We start from the raw sequence: 15,556 nt of genomic DNA, 5'->3' as shown, positions 1-15,556 counted from the left end.
ATCAGCGCGACACGGGCGCCGGCCGAAAGGTTGACCGGTGATCGCCGAGGAACGCGGCGGCGATCAGCTCGCGCGTGTAGGCCTCGCGCGGATTGTCGAAGATCGCCGCGACCGGGCCGCGCTCGACCACCTTGCCCGACTTCATCACCATGATCTCGTCCGCAAGCGCCCGCACCACGGCAAGGTCGTGGCTGATGAAGACATAGGCGAGGCCGTGCTTCTGCTGCAGGTGGCGCAGGAGTTCGACGATGCTCTTCTGCACCGAGCGGTCGAGGGCCGAGGTCGGTTCGTCCAGAACAACGAGCGCCGGCTTGAGGATCATGGCGCGCGCGATGGCGATGCGCTGGCGCTGCCCGCCCGAGAACTCGTGCGGGAAGCGGTGGCGGGTGGCCGGGTCGAGCCACACCTCCTCGAAGGCAGCGGCGGCGCGGCGGTCGCGCTCGGCGCGTGTCAGGCCGGGCTCGTGCACGAGCAGGCCCTCGGTGACGATCTCACCCGCGGTGAGGCGCGGCGACAGCGAGCCGAAGGGATCTTGGAAGACGAGCTGCATGTGGCGGCGCAGCGGCCGCATCGCCGCCCGGTCGAGCGGCATCAGCGCGCGGTCCTCGTAGCGCACGATGCCGGCCGCCGGCACGAGGCGCAGCAGGGCGCGGCCGAGTGTCGACTTGCCGGAGCCCGATTCCCCGACGATGCCGATGGTCTCGCCACGGCGCACCGTGAGGTCGACGCCGTCGACGGCGCGCAGCTCGTGCCGCCGCCGGCCGAATAGGCCCTCCCGCTGCGCGAAGACGACCTGCACATTCTCTGCCGTGAGCACCGTCGGGCTGCCGGGCGGTGGCGGCTGTTTGCGGCCGGTTGGCTCGGCGTCGATCAGCATGCGCGTGTAGTCGTGCCGCGGACGGTCGAAGAGCGTCTGCGTCGGCCCGCTTTCCACCACCTCGCCGCCCTTCATGACATAGGTCCGGTCGGCGAAGCGGCGTACAATGCCAAGGTCGTGGGTGATGAAGACGATGGCCATGCCGAGCCGTTGCTTGAGCTCGGACAGGAGTGCGAGGATGCGCGCCTGCACCGTGACATCGAGCGCCGTGGTCGGCTCGTCGGCGATGAGGATGTCGGGATCGTTGGCGAGCGCCATGGCGATCATCACGCGCTGGCGCTGGCCGCCGGACAGCTCGTGTGGGTAGGACGAGAGGCGCCGCTGCGGATCGGGGATGTGGACGAGGTCGAGCAGCTCGGCGGCGCGCCGCAGGGCCGCCGCGCGGGAGAGTCCCGCATGGCGCATCAGCGGTTCCGCGATCTGGTCGCCGACCCGGTAGAGCGGGTCGAGCGAGGTCATCGGCTCCTGGAAGATCATGCTGATCTTGCGCCCGCGGTAGCGGTTGAGCGCGCTTGGTTCGAGGCCCAGGATCTCCTCGCCGCGATAGCGCACGGAGCCTTCGGCGCGGCCGTTGCGGGCCAGAAGGCCCATCACCGCCATCATCGTCTGGCTCTTGCCGGAGCCGGATTCGCCGACGATGGCCACCGTCTCGCCGGCGTGGACGTCGAGGTCGACGCCCTTCACGGCCTCCACCGGGCCGGTCTCGGTGTCGAAGCGGACGGAAAGGCCGCGCAGGCTGAGCACGGGGTCGGCCATCAGCGGTCCCTCGGGTCGAGCGCGTCGCGCAAGCCGTCGCCGATGAAGTTGAGGGCGAACAGCGTGGCGACGAAGAAGACGGACGGGAAGATGATGAGATAGGGCGCGCTCTGGATGTTGGCCGCGCCTTCCGAGATGAGCACGCCCCAGCTCGTCAGCGGGGCCTGCACCCCGAGGCCGAGGAAGGAGAGGAAGCTCTCGAGCAGGATGATCTTCGGCACCATCAGCGTCACGAAGACAACGACGGGCCCGAGGAGGTTCGGCACGATGTGCCGCCGCAGGATGCCGGCCGTGCCGACGCCGAGGGCTTCCGCCGCCTGCACGAACTCGCGGCGTTTCAGCGCCAGGGTCTGGCCACGCACGATGCGCGCCATGTCGAGCCATTCGACGGTGCCGATGGCGACGAAGATGAGGACGAAGTCGCGGCCGAAATAGACCACGAGCAGGATGACGAAGAAGACGAAGGGCAGGGAATAGAGCACGTCGACGAAACGCATCATGAGGTCGTCGATGCGCCCGCCGGCGAAGCCTGCCACGGCGCCATAGGCGACGCCGATGACGAGGCTGACGACGGTGGCGAGAAGGCCGACGAGAAGGGAGATGCGGCCGCCGACCATGATGCGCGTCATCAGGTCCCGGCCGCTGCGGTCGGTCCCCATCAGGAAGAGCTGGCGGTTGACGTGGCCCTCCACGACGAGCGCGCGGCCGTCATCGCGGGTCGCGACCACGCGCGTATCGGAGAATTCGTCGAGCCGGTCGATGTAGCGCGTGCTGCGCGGGTCGATCGGTTTGTCGGAGCGGAGAGTGACGCTGAAGTGGTCCCCGTCCACCTGGAAATCGGCCATGGCGAGGCGCGCCCGCTGCAGCGCCTCCGCCATGGCGCCGGCGAGGGCGGATTCCTTCGGATAGCGCTCGAGGCTCGGCGGCACCCCGACATAGGAACGATAGACCCGGTCGTAGGGGTGGGGTGACAGCCACGGCCCGACGACGCAGAAGACGGTGACGAGGGCGAGGATGATGCCGCCCGCAACGGCCGCGCGGTTGCGCAGCAGGCGCCGCACGGCGAGCGAGAAGAGGCTGCGGCCGGCGGGGGCGTGCAGTGCTTCGGCGGTTTCGGGAATGAGGGAGCCGTCAGTCATAGCGCACCCGCGGGTCGAGCGCCGCGTAGGCGAGGTCGACGAGGAGGTTGAAGACGACGACGAAGCCCGCCAGCGTCACCACCGTGCCCATGACGAGCGTGTAGTCCCGGTTGAGGGCGCCCTCGACGAAGTAGGCCCCGACGCCGGGGATGGCGAAGATCTTTTCGATGACCACGGAGCCGGTGACGAGGGCGGCGGCGGCCGGTCCGAGATAGGAGATCACCGGCAACAGCGCGCCCTTGAGGGCATGGCGGACAACGACATGGCCGGGCAGGCCGCAGGCCCTCAGCGTGCGGATGTGGTCGGCGCGCAGCGCCTCGATCATGGACGAGCGGGTGAGGCGGGCAATCACCGCCATCTGTGGCAGGGCGAGCGCCACCGTGGGCATCACCAGGTGGGCGAGGTCGCCGTCGCCCCAGCCGCCGAGGGGCAGGAGCCCGAGCATGAGGCCGAAGACGAGCTGGAGAACAGGGGCTACCACGAAGTTGGGCACCGTAACGCCGACTGTCGCCACCGTCATGACGGAATAGTCGGCGGCACTGTTCTGGCGCAGGGCCGCGAACACGCCGGCCGCGACGCCGCCGATGATCGCCAGCACGAGGGCGCTGAGGCCGAGTGTGACGGAATAGGGCAGCGCCCGGCGCAGCATCTCTCCCACCGTGAAGTCGATGGCGACGTAGCTCGGACCGAAGTCCCCGCGCACCAGCTTGCCGAGATAGTCGAGGTACTGGAGGTAGAGCGGCTGGTCGAGCCTGTAGGCCCGCCGCAGGTTCTCAAGCACCTGCGGCGCGAGCGGCTGCTCGAGGTCGAAAGGGCCGCCCGGTGCGAAGCGCACGAGGAAGAAGGCGACGGTGACGATGACAAAGAGCGTCGGGACAGCCCCGAGGAGGCGGCGAAGGGTGTAGGAGAGCATGAACTTTCCGCGTGCGAGGGGTGGCCCCGGCGGGGCCGGCCCGGAGGCATCAACGGTCGATGCTGATGTAGCGGCTGCGATGCACGTTTCGCACGTTGGGGGCCCATCCCTTCACCCTGTCGGAGACGAGGTGCAGCGACGAACGGTTGAGAAGGGGAATGAGGCCCATGTCGGCGAGCAGGACAGCCTCCGCCTCGGCCATGATCCTGGCCCGCTCCGCCGGATCGAGCGTGGCGTCGGACATCTTCACGAGTTCGTCGTACTTCGGGTTGCTGTACTGCCCATAGTTGCCGACGGCGTTGCCGGTGAGGCCGAGGTAGAGGAAGTTCTGCGCGTCGGCATAGTCGCCCACCCAGCCGGCGCGTGCCACGTCGAAATCGCCCCGGTTCTGCAGGTGGGCGTAGTGGGTCTTGATGTCGGTGTTGAGCAGCGTCACCTCGGCGCCGAGCACCTCCTTCCACATGTCGGCGATGGCCGTTGCCACCTTCTTGTGCGCGTCGTTGGTGTTGTAGCGGATCTCGATCTTGAGCGGCTTGCCGCCGGGGCCGTAGCCGGCCTCCTCGATCAGCTTCCTTGCCTCGTCCTCGCGGTCGAGCTGCGACATCGCCGCGAAATCGGCCTCGGCCGGCGTGTAGCCGTTGATGCCGGGCGGCACGAGGCTGTAGGCGGGCGTGGCCGCGCCGCTCCAGATCTTCTCGGCGAGGAAGTCGCGGTCGATGGCCATGGCAAGGGCGCGGCGCACGCGCGGGTCGCTGAAGGGCTCCTTCCTGTTGTTGATGGCGTAGTACTCGATGGCGAGATAGGGCGAGGTCTTCACCTGGTCGCCCAGCTTTTCCGTGAGGAAGGGCAGCTGGTCGATGGGAAACTGGTAGTTGGTGTCGAGCTCGCCGGCCATGAAGCGGCGCACGGCGGCGGCGTTGTCCTCGGTGGGATAGAACATCACCACGTCGGTTTGGACGTTCGCCGCATCCCAGTAATGCGGGTTCTTGACCAGCTTGATGTGGTCGCCTGGCACGTTCTCGGCGAGGCTGTAGGCGCCGTTCGAGACGAAGTTGCCGGGCCGTACGAAATCCTTGCCGAACCGCTCGACGCTCGCCTGATGCATCGGCAAGGCCGTCTGGTGGGTGAGCAGCTCGAGGAAGTAGGGCGTCGGCCGCTCCAGCGTGATCTCGACCGTCAGGTCGTCGACGGCCCTGACGCCAAGCTCCTCAGGCTTCATCTCGCCCCTGTTGACCTTCTCGGCGTTCTTGATGGGGTAGTGCAGCGAGGCGTACTTCGCCGCCGTCTGCGGGTCCATGATGCGGCGGAAGGAGAAGACGAAGTCCGACGCCCTGACGGGGTCGCCGTTCGACCACTTGCCGTTCGCCCGCAGTTTGAAGGTGTAGACCGTGCCGTCCGGCGACAGCGTCCAGCTCTCGGCGGCGCCGGGCACGATCCTGCCGGCCTCGTCATAGGTGACGAGGCCCTCGAGGAGATCCCACAGGATGTTGGCTTCGACGTCGATCGACGTCTGGTGGGCGTCAAGCGTCTTCGGGTCGCCGGCATTGCCGCGGTGATAGACGGTTTCGGCCTGCGCGCCGGCGGAGATCGCGCACAGCGCGGCGACGGCGCAGAGGAACGTTCGAATACGGCTCACAGCAGCCTCCCGCTTTCCGGATGCGCCGGCATTTGACTAAAAGTTGAGTAGTTTCAGGACATTCCGGCGCGGCGACCATGTCGGGTGCAGGAAAGCACTCGCCCCTCGTGCCGTCAATCGCGGCGCAGAGGTGCAGGGTGGCGTGGCGTGCCGAGACGGCAGGGGCCGTCGCTCAGGCCGGTGCCGCACGCGGCGAGCCGTCGGGATCGGTCGCCTCGGGTTCCTGAGAGATGGGAGCGGCGGTCGGATCGATGATGTCGAACGGCCGCTCGGCGCGCACGGCCGGCGGCGGACGCGAGGCGATGCGCAGGCGGGCCACTGCGGCGAGCAGGAGCGCAATGGAGGCCATGAAGTAGAGGAGCCCGTCGATGTCGAGCCGTGCCATCACGCCTGAGCCGATCATTGGCCCGAGGGCCGAGCCGAAGCCGCTGACGAGCACGAGCCGTCCGCTCACCGCCACGACACGGTCGGCCGGCATCCGGTCGAGCGCATGGGCAACGCAGACTGGATAGAGCGTCGACATGAAGCCGCCGAGCAGGGCGGCGACGGGCAGGACGGCGGCCGCATGGCGCGGAAGGACCGCGAGCAGGACCGCCGAGACCGCGAAGCCGGCGGCGAGCCCCGCCAGCACGAGGCGGCGGTCGTTGCGGTCTGACAGGCGGCCGACCGGCATCTGCAGCGCGAGCCCGCCGAGCACGGCAACCAGCATGAAGACCGCGATGGTATTCTGGGCGATGCCCTCGCGCAGCATCCAGGCCGGCACGAGGCCGTAGAAGGCGCTGGTGATCATGCCGCCGATGACGCAGCCCGCCACGGCGACAGGCGCCTGGCGGGTGAGATCGCCGTAGCGCAGGGTCACGTCCGGCAGCATGCCCGGCGCCTCGGCGTGCGTCGTCGTCACCATGACGAGCGGGAGGGCGAAGAGCACGACGATGACCGAGAACGGCGCCGGCGACTGGATCGGCAACTGTCCGATCACGAGCTGCCCGGCGGCCAGGGCCGTGAAGGTACCGACCATGTAGACGGAGAAGACGCGGCCGCGCTGGTTCGCTTCGGCCTTGGCGTTGAGCCAGCTTTCGGTGGTGATGAACAGGCCGACGCAGCCGAGGCCGACGGCCGCCCGACAGATGATCCAGAGCGGCAGCGAGACGGCGAGCGGCATGGCCGCCGTTGCAGCCACGACCATGCCGGCGAAGGCGGCATAGGCGCGGATGTGACCAATGCGCTGGATGAGCCGGCCCGAGCCCACGGCGCCGGCCGTGAAGCCGACGAAATAGGCGCTGAGCACGACGCCCGTGCCGGTCGGGCCGAAGTCCTCCACCGTCAGGCGCAGGGAGAGGAAGGTGTTGAAGAAGCCGTTGGCCAGCTGGACGAGGCTCGTCGCGGCGATGAGGGTTCCGATCTGGACGAGCATCGGGGCGGCTCCTGCATCGGCTCCGGCTGTCTGGGCTCCAAGGACAAAAAGTGGAGCGAATGCGTCCCGGAAGAACCGCCTTGCCGTGATAGGGTTCCTGTCACGATGCGGCAGCCCGCCGTCATGTATAATCGGCCCGAATGGCCACAGGGGGGAACATCATGACCCATGCGAAGGGCCGTGCCGGGGGCAGTCGCGCCTTCCGCCTGCGCGTCCTCCTGGCGGTGCTGCTGGCTGGTGCGCCGCTCGCCGTGCGGGCGCAGACTGTGGAGCACGCCACGCGGGAGAGGGTGATGGCCGCTCTGCCGCCGCTGGAGGAAATGGCCCGGCAGTTCGTGGACAGGGACGACGTGCCGGGCCTTTCCGTCGCTGTCGTCCACCGGGACGAGGTCGTGTTCCTCAAGGGCTTCGGCGTCCGGGACGAGGCTGGCCGCGAGCCTGTTGACGCCGACACGGTCTTTCAGCTCGCTTCGCTGTCGAAGCCGCTCGCCGCGACCGTCGTGGCGGCGCTCGTCGGCGAAGGCGCGGTGAGCTGGGATGCACGCATCGCCGACATCGACCCCGGCTTCCGGCTTCGCGAGGCCTATCCCTCCGCGCAGGTGACGGTGCGGGACCTGTTCTGCCACCGCAGCGGCCTTCCGGGCTCTGCCGGCAACGAGCTGGAGGGGCTCGGCTACGACCGCGACACGATTCTCCACCGGCTGCGGCTGGTCGAGCTGTCGAGCAGCTTCCGCGCCGGCTATTCCTACAGCAACTTCGGCCTCACGGCGGGCGCCGTCGCAGCGGCGAAGGCGGCGGGTCTCAGCTGGGAGGATGCGGCCGAGACGCGGCTCTACCGGCCGCTCGGCATGGCGTCCACCAGCTCGCGTCATGCCGATTTCGTCGCGCGTCCCAACCGGGCCACGCTCCACGTACGGGACGGCGGCGGGTGGAAGGCGCTGTCCAGGCGCGATCCCGATGCCCAGTCGCCCGCTGGCGGCGCCAGCTCCAGCGCGCGCGACCTCGCCCAGTGGGTGCGGTTGCAGCTCGGCAGTGGCAAGTTCGACGGCAGGCAGCTCATCGACGCCCACGCGCTCGGCCAGACGCACCAGCCGCACATGTGGCTTGGCCGGCATCCCATCACCGGCAGCCTGACCTTCTACGGCCTCGGCTGGAACGTCGAATACGGCCGCTACGGCGAGGTCTGGGGCCATGCCGGCGCGTTCAGCGAGGGGGCGCGGACCCTCGTCAGCCTGCTGCCGGGAGAGCAGCTCGGCATCGTGGTGCTCGCCAACGCCTTCCCGACCGGCGCGCCGGAGGCGCTTGCCGACAGCTTCTTCGACCTCGTGATGAGGGGTGACGTCACCCGCGACTGGAAGAAGGAGTGGGACCGGCTCTATGAGCAGGTCTTCGGGCAAACCATCGAGGAAGCAGCCAGGCGCTACGGCACGCCGCCGGCATCGCCGCAGCCGGCGCTGCCGGCCGCAGCCTACGTCGGCGTCTATGCCAACCCCTATGTCGGGCGTGCCGTGGTGGCCGAGGCGGACGGGACGCTGCAGATCCGGCTGGGGCCGGAGGGCAAGTGGGTCGTCCCCCTCCGCCATTTCGACCGTGACCTGTTCACCTATCGCCCCTTCCCTGAGATGCCGGACCTCATGTCCTCCGCGACCTTCTCGGTCGGGCCGGACGGGAGGGCGAGCGCGGTGACGCTCGAGCATCTCCACGATCTGGGGCTCGGTGTCCTGAAGCGCATCGAGGAGCCGGCGCCCTGACGGCCCGCTTGGGCGGGGCGTCCCGCTACTTCCAGTCGAAAACCTGGATGAGTGCCGGGATGATGATGACGACGAAGAGCACCGGCAGGAAGAAGAGGATCATCGGCACCGTGAGCTTTGGCGGCAGGGCGGCCGCCTTCTTCTCGGCCTCGGTCATGCGCTGGTCGCGGCTCTCCTGCGCCAGGACGCGCAGGGCCTGGCCGAGAGAGGTACCGTAGCGCTCGGCCTGGATCAGCGCGGTTGCGACGTTCCGGACGACGTCGAGCCCCGTGCGGTTGCCAAGGTTCTCGAAGGCGGCGCGCCTGTCGGGCAGGTAGGAGAGCTCTGCGGTCGCGAGCGTCAGCTCCTCCGCCAGCGGCACGGACTGGGAGCCGATCTCCTGCGCCACCTTGCGGAAGGCCTGCTCGATCGACATGCCGGACTCGACGCAGATGAGCAGCAGATCGAGCGCGTCGGGCCAGGCGCGGCGGATCGAAGCCTGCCGTTTCTGGATGGCGTTGGAGACAAAAAGTTCCGGCAGCTTGATGCCGGCATAGGCGGCGAAGATGACGATGCCCAGCTTGATGGCGAGCGGCTGCTGCAGCTTCAGCAGCACGAAGACGTAGAAGGCCGTGATCAGGCACAGGCCGATGGGCAGCACCATGCGGAAGAAGAGGAAGGCAATCTCTGCCTGCTGGCCACGGTAGCCGGCCATGGTCAGTCGCGCCCGGGCGGTGTCCGTGCCCAGCCAGCGGTCGAGGTTGAAGCGGTCGACCACCTGCTTCATGTAGGCCTTGGGCTGCTGCCGCAGGGTGATGCGCTGCCGGTTCATCACGCGCTCGCGCTCGCGGGCGCGGATTTTGTCCCGCTCCAGCGCCACGGCCCTCATGCGCTTGTCGAGCGCGTTGCGCTCGGCGAGCGGCAGGGCGAGCGTCAGCACCGTGCCGGCGGCGGCGACGGCGGCGAGGGCCGCCAGCATGAACTGGCTGTCGAGCAGCCGGTCGAGGAGCGCCTGGACGATGGCCACCCGCGCCTCCTCAGAAGTCGAAGTTGATCATGTTGCGCATGACCATGATCCCGATCAGCATCCACGCGCCCGACAGGGCTAGGGCGATCTTGCCGGTGTCCTTGAGCCACAGGAGCTCGATGTAGCTGGGGCTCGTGATGTAGACGAGGATGGCGACGACGAAGGGCAGGGAGGCGATGATGGCGGCGGAGGCCTTGGCCTCCATGCTCATCGCCTGGATCTTGTCCTTCATCTTCTTGCGCTCGCGCAGCACGCGCGACAGGTTGGCGAGCGCCTCGGACAGGTTGCCACCCGCCTTCTGCTGGATGGCAATGACGATGGCGAAGAAGTTGGCCTCTGGCACGGGCATGCGCTCGGGCAGGCGCGCACAGGCGTCCGCCACCGACAGGCCGAGCGCCTGCGCCTCCACGATGGCGCGGAACTCGGAGCGCACGGGCTCGGCGGCCTCGGAGGCGATGATCTTCAGGCAGTCGCCCAGCGGCAGGCCGGCGCGCACGCCGCGTACGACTACGTCGAGCGCGTTCGGCAGCTCCTCGATGAAGCGTCTCATGCGCCTGGTGCGCAGGTGGGAGAGCAGCCAGCGCGGCACGCCGAGGGAGCCGACGAAAAGGCCGGTGAGGCCCACGAGGGGCCGGTGCGTCAGCGCAAGGAAGAGGAGCGCGGTGGCGAGGCCGAGCCCGGCGCTGACGAGGAAGAAGCGGCCCCTGGACCAGTCGAGCCCGGCCTGGGTGATGCGCATCTCCAGGGAGAGCCTGTTACGGCGCCTCTCGCGCGCCTCGATCTCCCTGAGGCTCTGGGCCACCTGCTCGCGCTTGTTGGCGGTGGCGGCGTCGAGGCGCTCGGCTGCCCGCTGCGCGGGGCTGCCGACGAGAGCCTTCTGTCGCTCCTCGACCCGTTTCTCGCCGGACAGCCAGGGATAGATGACCACGTAGGCGATGCCGCCGATGGCGACGGCCGCCAGCACCGCGACCGCGAGGTTGGCCGGTGTGAGGGCGTCGAGGAGGGCGAGGAGCGCATCGTTCATGGTGCGGCTCTCACGCCAGGGCTTCGCCGCTCTTGCGCTCCAGGGCGTCGAGCGCGGCGGCGAGGTGCTGCTCCTCGCCGTAGTAGCGTGCCCGCTCCCAGAAGCGGGGGCGGCCGATGCCCGTCGAGCGGTGCTGGCCGATGAGGCGCCCGTTCGCGTCCTCGCCGATGATCTCGTAGGTCAGCACGTCCTGCGTGATAATGACATCGCCCTCCATACCCATGACCTCGGTGATGTGGGTGATGCGGCGCGAGCCGTCGCGCAGGCGCGCGGCCTGGATGATGACGTCGACCGAGGCGCAGATCATCTCGCGGATGGTGCGCGAGGGCAGCGCGAAGCCGCCCATGCTGATCATGGATTCGAGACGTGACAGCGCCTCGCGCGGCGAGTTGGCGTGGAGCGTGCCCATGGAGCCATCGTGGCCGGTGTTCATGGCCTGCAGCAGGTCGAAGGCCTCGGCGCCGCGTACCTCACCGACGATGATACGCTCGGGGCGCATGCGCAGGCAGTTGCGCACCAGGTCGCGCATCGTGACCTGTCCCTGCCCCTCGAGGTTCGGCGGGCGCGTCTCCAGGCGCACCACGTGCGGCTGCTGCAGCTGCAGCTCGGCCGCGTCCTCGCAGGTGATGATGCGCTCGTCGTGGTCGATGTAGCGCGTCAGGCAGTTGAGCAGCGTCGTCTTGCCCGAGCCGGTGCCCCCCGAGATGATGGTGTTGCAGCGGACGCGGCCGATGATGCGCAGGATCTCGGCGCCTTCCGGCGAGATGGAGCCGTAGGAGACGAGCTGGTCCAGCGTCAGCTTGTCCTTCTTGAACTTGCGGATGGTCAGTGCCGGCCCGTCGATGGCGAGCGGCGGCACGATGACGTTGACGCGCGAGCCGTCCGGCAGGCGCGCGTCGCAGATGGGCGAGGCCTCGTCCACGCGCCGACCGACCTGGCTGACGATGCGCTGGCAGATGTTCATCAGCTGCTGGTTGTCGCGGAAGCGCACGTTGGAGCGCTGGATCTTGCCGCCGACCTCGATGTACGTGTTGTTGGCGCCGTTCACCATGATGTCGGCGATGTCGTCGCGGGCGAGCAACGGCTCGAGCGGTCCGTAGCCGAGCACGTCGTTGCAGATGTCCTCGAGCAGTTCCTCCTGCTCGGCGATGGACATGACGACGTTCTTGAGGGCGATGATCTCGGTGACGATGTCGCGGATCTCGTCGCGCGCCGTGTCGGTGTCGAGCTTGACGAGCTGCGACAGGTCGATCGCCTCGATGAGCGCGCCGAAGATCATGCTCTTCGTCTGGTAGTATTCCTCCGAATGGCGCGTTTCCGTCCGCGACGGTTCCGGTTCCGGCTGCGGGATGGCGGGCGCCGGGGCTGCCGGCGGAGGCGGCGGGTCGAACCGTGCCGGTGCCTCAGCCGGGTCGGGCTGCGCCGCCGGCTGGGGGGCCGGTGTCGCCCGGCCGAGGGGACCATTCTGGCTCGTCCGCTTGCCGAACATGTCGTGATCAGTTCCGTTTCCGTATCGCCGTTACGATTTGCGTCGCGCGAACCGGGCGATGATGGGCGAGAGGAAGGCGCTCGCCCGTCCCCGCCGCTGCTCCGCGCGGCCGGTGATGGCCGCGGCAAGTTCGTCGAAAATGGCGGGAATCTTGCCCGAGGGCTGCACCTCGGACAGCATCTGGCCTCCGTTTGCCGCCGTGCCGAAGAGCTGCGCATCGAAGGGGATCGTGGCCGCGAACTCGACGTCGAACGCCTTGAGGAAGTCGGCTGTGGCGATTTCGGGCCGCTTGGGCACGCCCACCCGGTTGAGGATGAGGCGCGGCTTGCGGTCGTTGGGCCGCGTCTGGCGCAGAAGGTCGGCCAGGTTCTTGGCGTTGCGCAGGTTGGCGAGATCAGGCTCGGCCACGATGACGACGTCGTCGGCGGAGGTCAGCACCCGGCGCAGCCAGCCCGTCCAGACATGCGGCAGGTCCAGCACGATGGCCGGGGTCGAGGCCCGCAGGACGTCGAGCAGCTGGTCGAAGGCGCCCTCGTCGAGGTCGCAGGTGCGGTCGAGCACGGCCGGGGCCGCCAGCAGGCTGAGGTTATCGCTGCAGCGTGACAGCAGCCGGTCGACCAGGTTGGAGTCGACCCGGTCCGGCGAGAACACGGCCTCGGCGATGCCCTGCGGCGGGTCCTGGTTGAAGTCGAGGCCGGTCGTGCCGAAGGCGATGTCGAGGTCGGCGATGACGGTGGCCAGATGCGCCGTGCGGGCGATCGACCAGCCGAGGTTGTGCGCCACGGTGGAGGCGCCGACGCCGCCCTTGGCACCGATGACCGCGATGGTGCGCCCGAGCGGCTCGGCGCCGGGCGACGTGAAGAGCTCGGAGATCGCGGCGATGGTGTCGACGACCGACAGCGGGGCGATGAGATAGTCGCTGACGCCGCGGCGCATCAGCTCGCGGTAGAGCTGCACGTCATTGACGTGGCCCACGACGAGCACCTTCGTGCCCACGTCGCAGACCTCCGCCAGGCTGTCGAGATGGGCGAGGATGGCCTCGCGGTCGCTGTTCGTTTCGAGGATGATGACGTTCGGCGTTGGCGCGTGGCGGAAGGCTTCGACCGCGGCCGGGGCGCCGCCCATGGAGAGCTTGGTCTGGGCGCGGGCAAGGCGCCGGTCGGCGGCGACGCTCTCGAGCACCGCGGCGACGGCCGGCGTTTCGCAGAAGGCTTCGATGGTGACGCGTGGCACCGGCGCGATGAGGCGCTCGCCGGTCTGTTCGTGCGCAAGGTCGTGGGCGTTCGCCATCAGTTGCCTCCGACCGCGTTACTGATCTGGGTGGCTTCGATCGTGTAGATCGTCGAGGGGTCCTTGCCCTCGCGCAGCTTCTGGTTCGCGTTGAGGCGCTTGATCGTGTCGACGGGCCCTTCGGGCCGCGGCCGGGCGAGGTCGAGCGGATCGGCCACCTGGGCGGCGAAATTGGCCTGATAGGCGCAGCCGAGGTTCCAGTAGGGCCGGTTCTTCCAGCCGTCGACGCTGCTGCCGCTGGCGAGGTCTTCCGGCCAGGTGCCGCACTTGCTGTCGACGCGGGTACTGAGCCTGGCGTAGCTGAGGCGGATCGGCGCTGCGAGCATGGGCTCGGTCGGCGTGTAGCGGGCAACCCGCAGGGCCGAGGCCGGCACCCCGGCTTCGGCGAAGACCTGCCGCACCGCCTTGAGTGCTCCCTGCAGGGCGCGCTCCTGCCCGGTGCCGTTTGGCAGGTAGGCGGTGACGACGCTCTTGCCGTGGCGGCGGTATTCGGAGGCGTAGGCGAGAATGTCGGTGCGCTGGCGGGCGTCGATGCCGTGGGCCGACGTCACGAAGACGTCGAGCGTCTCGGGCGCGTCCGCGAGGATGATCGGGTGGCGCTCGCGGAAATCCGCCGGGTAGGTGGCGTTGGTGACATAGCGGTCTGCCCCGCAGGCGGCGAGCGGCATGGCGAGGAGCGCCGCGGCGAGGGAAGGAACGGCTGATGTGCGGGTGCGGGGCATGGTGGCGTCTCCGCGCGTGAGGCTGGGCCCGTCAGTCATTGATGAAACCGAAGATGCCGCGCGCCACAGCGGGCTGCGGGACGTTGCCGCCCTTGCCGTAGACGCGGTTGAGGCGACCGAGGAAGACGGTCTGCGGGTCCATCGCGTCGGCAAAGCCTGCATCCGGCCGGGTGACGGCATTGGCGCTGATGGGCTTGGCGATGTACGGCGTGACGGCGATCATCAGTTCGCTCTCGTCGCGCTGGTAGTCGCGCGAGCGGAAGAGCGTGCCGAGGATCGGGATGTTGAGCAGGCCGGGAAAGCCGTTGATGGCCTGGCGTGACTTCTGCTGGATGAGGCCGGCGGTGACGAGCGTGCCGCCGGAGGGCAGCTCGACCGTGGTCTCCGACCGGCGCACGTTGAAGCCCGGGATGATGAGCGTGTTGCTGCGGTAGGTGTTCTGGTTGTCGATCTCCGACACCTCGGTGGCAATGCGCAGGCTCATGCGCGCTTCCGACTGCACAACCGGCGTGAAGGTGAGCGCGACACCGAACTTCTTGAACTCGATCGTCGTGGTGCAGCCCGTGTTCGGCCCGCTGCAGCTGTAGCCGGTCGGGATCGGCACCTCGCCGCCAACGAGGAAGGTGGCGGTTTCGCCCGACACGGCCGTCAGGGTGGGTTCGGCGAGCGTGCGGGCGACTCCCGCCTGCTCGAGCGCGCGCAGGATGGCGGAGTTGCCCCCGCCGCTGGCGCTGATGCTGCTCCCGGGAGTTTCGTTGCCGAGGCCGAAGGCGTTGGTGATCGCACCCGCCAGCGTCATGTCGCCGAGACGCCATTCGCCGGTGGTGTCGATGCCGAGCTGCTTGATGACGTTGCGCTTGATCTCCGCCACGGTAACGCGGAGCATCACCTGATCCTTGCCGCGGATGGTCAGCGCGTTGATGACGCGGCCGCCGCCGCCTCCATTGCCATCCTGGCCGCTGTTGCTGCCGCTCCCGCTGCCGAGGAAGGCGCCCGCGATGTCACTCGCCTGCTGGGCTTCGCCCGCATTGGCGACGGTGCCGACGAGGAGCACGGACTCGCCGGCGGGCTTCACCTCAATCCGGGCATTGGGCAGCGCCGTGCGGAGCATCTGGCGAAGGACGTTGAGGTCACGGCCCACCGTGATCTCGAAGGCCGCGATCTGCCGGCCGGCGGCGTCCATGACGAAGATGGAGGTGGCGCCGTCCGAGACGCCGATGAGGAAGACCTTGCGTGTCGAGCGCACCACCGCGTTCGCCACCTTGGGATCGGCCACGAAGACCTCCTTGGCGTCTCGCGGCAGGTCGACGACGATCGAGCGGCCGACGGAGAGCTCGATGCGGCGGGCGATGGCGTGCTCGTCGCCGCCGACGGCGAGGGCGGGGGTGGCCACCGTTCCCTGCGCCAGGGCCGCCGCCGGCAGGACGAGCGTCGCGGCGGCGAGGCCGGCAAGCAGCAGGCGTCGCAGGCTTCCATGTCGGGTCGTCATGGTGGTGCGCGGCTCGGGTGCCGCCGTGTGGGTCGTATCGTGCATCGGGG

At 69.0% G+C, this 15,556-nt stretch carries 12 protein-coding genes; 1 reads left to right on the top strand and 11 read right to left on the bottom strand.

Translation table 11 applies throughout. The annotated features are described in order from the left end of the window. Position 1: 1 nt before the first annotated feature. From HNQ73_RS04300 to HNQ73_RS04280, 5 genes are all read right to left on the bottom strand, one after another. Positions 2–1,633: an ABC transporter ATP-binding protein gene (locus HNQ73_RS04300; RefSeq protein WP_183332622.1), complete on the bottom strand. Its 1,632-nt coding sequence runs from the start codon at positions 1,631–1,633 to the stop codon at positions 2–4. Further along, on the bottom strand, positions 1,633–2,772 hold the full coding sequence (locus tag HNQ73_RS04295) for an ABC transporter permease (RefSeq protein WP_183332619.1): 1,140 nt from the start codon (positions 2,770–2,772) through the stop codon (positions 1,633–1,635). The genes HNQ73_RS04300 and HNQ73_RS04295 overlap by 1 nt, the downstream gene beginning before the upstream one ends. Beyond that, positions 2,765–3,685, bottom strand: a complete 921-nt coding sequence (locus HNQ73_RS04290; RefSeq protein ID WP_183332617.1) for an ABC transporter permease — start codon at positions 3,683–3,685, stop codon at positions 2,765–2,767. The genes HNQ73_RS04295 and HNQ73_RS04290 overlap by 8 nt, the downstream gene beginning before the upstream one ends. Positions 3,686–3,734: 49 nt before the next feature. Further along, the gene (locus tag HNQ73_RS04285; RefSeq protein ID WP_183332615.1) at positions 3,735–5,321 is read right to left on the bottom strand and encodes a peptide ABC transporter substrate-binding protein; all 1,587 of its coding nucleotides are present in this window, start codon (positions 5,319–5,321) and stop codon (positions 3,735–3,737) included. A 172-nt stretch (positions 5,322–5,493) separates the two neighbouring features. After that, positions 5,494–6,735, bottom strand: coding sequence for an MFS transporter (locus HNQ73_RS04280; protein ID WP_183332613.1), 1,242 nt, complete (start codon positions 6,733–6,735; stop codon positions 5,494–5,496). 161 nt (positions 6,736–6,896) lie between these two features. On the opposite strand from HNQ73_RS04280, the gene HNQ73_RS04275 reads away from it, so the two are divergent. Further along, positions 6,897–8,486, top strand: coding sequence for a serine hydrolase (locus HNQ73_RS04275; protein WP_183332612.1), 1,590 nt, complete (start codon positions 6,897–6,899; stop codon positions 8,484–8,486). Positions 8,487–8,511: 25 nt separating this feature from the next. Here the strand turns inward: HNQ73_RS04275 and HNQ73_RS04270 are convergent, their stop codons facing one another. From HNQ73_RS04270 to HNQ73_RS04245, 6 genes are read right to left on the bottom strand one after another with little or no spacing between them, the layout of a single operon-like run. Beyond that, entirely contained in the window at positions 8,512–9,486 is a 975-nt protein-coding gene (locus HNQ73_RS04270; protein WP_373284869.1) for a type II secretion system F family protein, read from the bottom strand. A gap of 16 nt (positions 9,487–9,502) precedes the next feature. After that, on the bottom strand, positions 9,503–10,516 hold the full coding sequence (locus tag HNQ73_RS04265) for a type II secretion system F family protein (RefSeq protein ID WP_183332609.1): 1,014 nt from the start codon (positions 10,514–10,516) through the stop codon (positions 9,503–9,505). Positions 10,517–10,526: 10 nt separating this feature from the next. Further along, on the bottom strand, positions 10,527–12,005 hold the full coding sequence (locus HNQ73_RS04260; protein WP_183332607.1) for a TadA family conjugal transfer-associated ATPase: 1,479 nt from the start codon (positions 12,003–12,005) through the stop codon (positions 10,527–10,529). Positions 12,006–12,035: 30 nt separating this feature from the next. Beyond that, positions 12,036–13,295 (bottom strand): CpaE/TadZ family protein, encoded by a 1,260-nt coding sequence (locus tag HNQ73_RS04255; RefSeq protein ID WP_183332605.1) that lies wholly within the window; start codon positions 13,293–13,295, stop codon positions 12,036–12,038. Next, positions 13,295–14,017 carry a CpaD family pilus assembly protein gene (locus HNQ73_RS04250; RefSeq protein WP_183332603.1) on the bottom strand — a complete coding sequence of 241 codons (723 nt, stop codon included), beginning with the start codon at positions 14,015–14,017 and terminating at the stop codon, positions 13,295–13,297. The genes HNQ73_RS04255 and HNQ73_RS04250 overlap by 1 nt, the downstream gene beginning before the upstream one ends. Before the next feature lie 31 nt (positions 14,018–14,048). After that, entirely contained in the window at positions 14,049–15,551 is a 1,503-nt protein-coding gene (locus tag HNQ73_RS04245) for a type II and III secretion system protein family protein (protein ID WP_373284851.1), read from the bottom strand. Positions 15,552–15,556 lie beyond the last annotated feature (5 nt).

It is taken from the genome of Chelatococcus composti (genome assembly GCF_014201415.1).
GTDB lineage: Bacteria > Pseudomonadota > Alphaproteobacteria > Rhizobiales > Beijerinckiaceae > Chelatococcus_A > Chelatococcus_A composti.
Note: the sequence above shows the minus strand (reverse complement) of the source record. Positions and strands in the feature narration are given on the sequence as shown.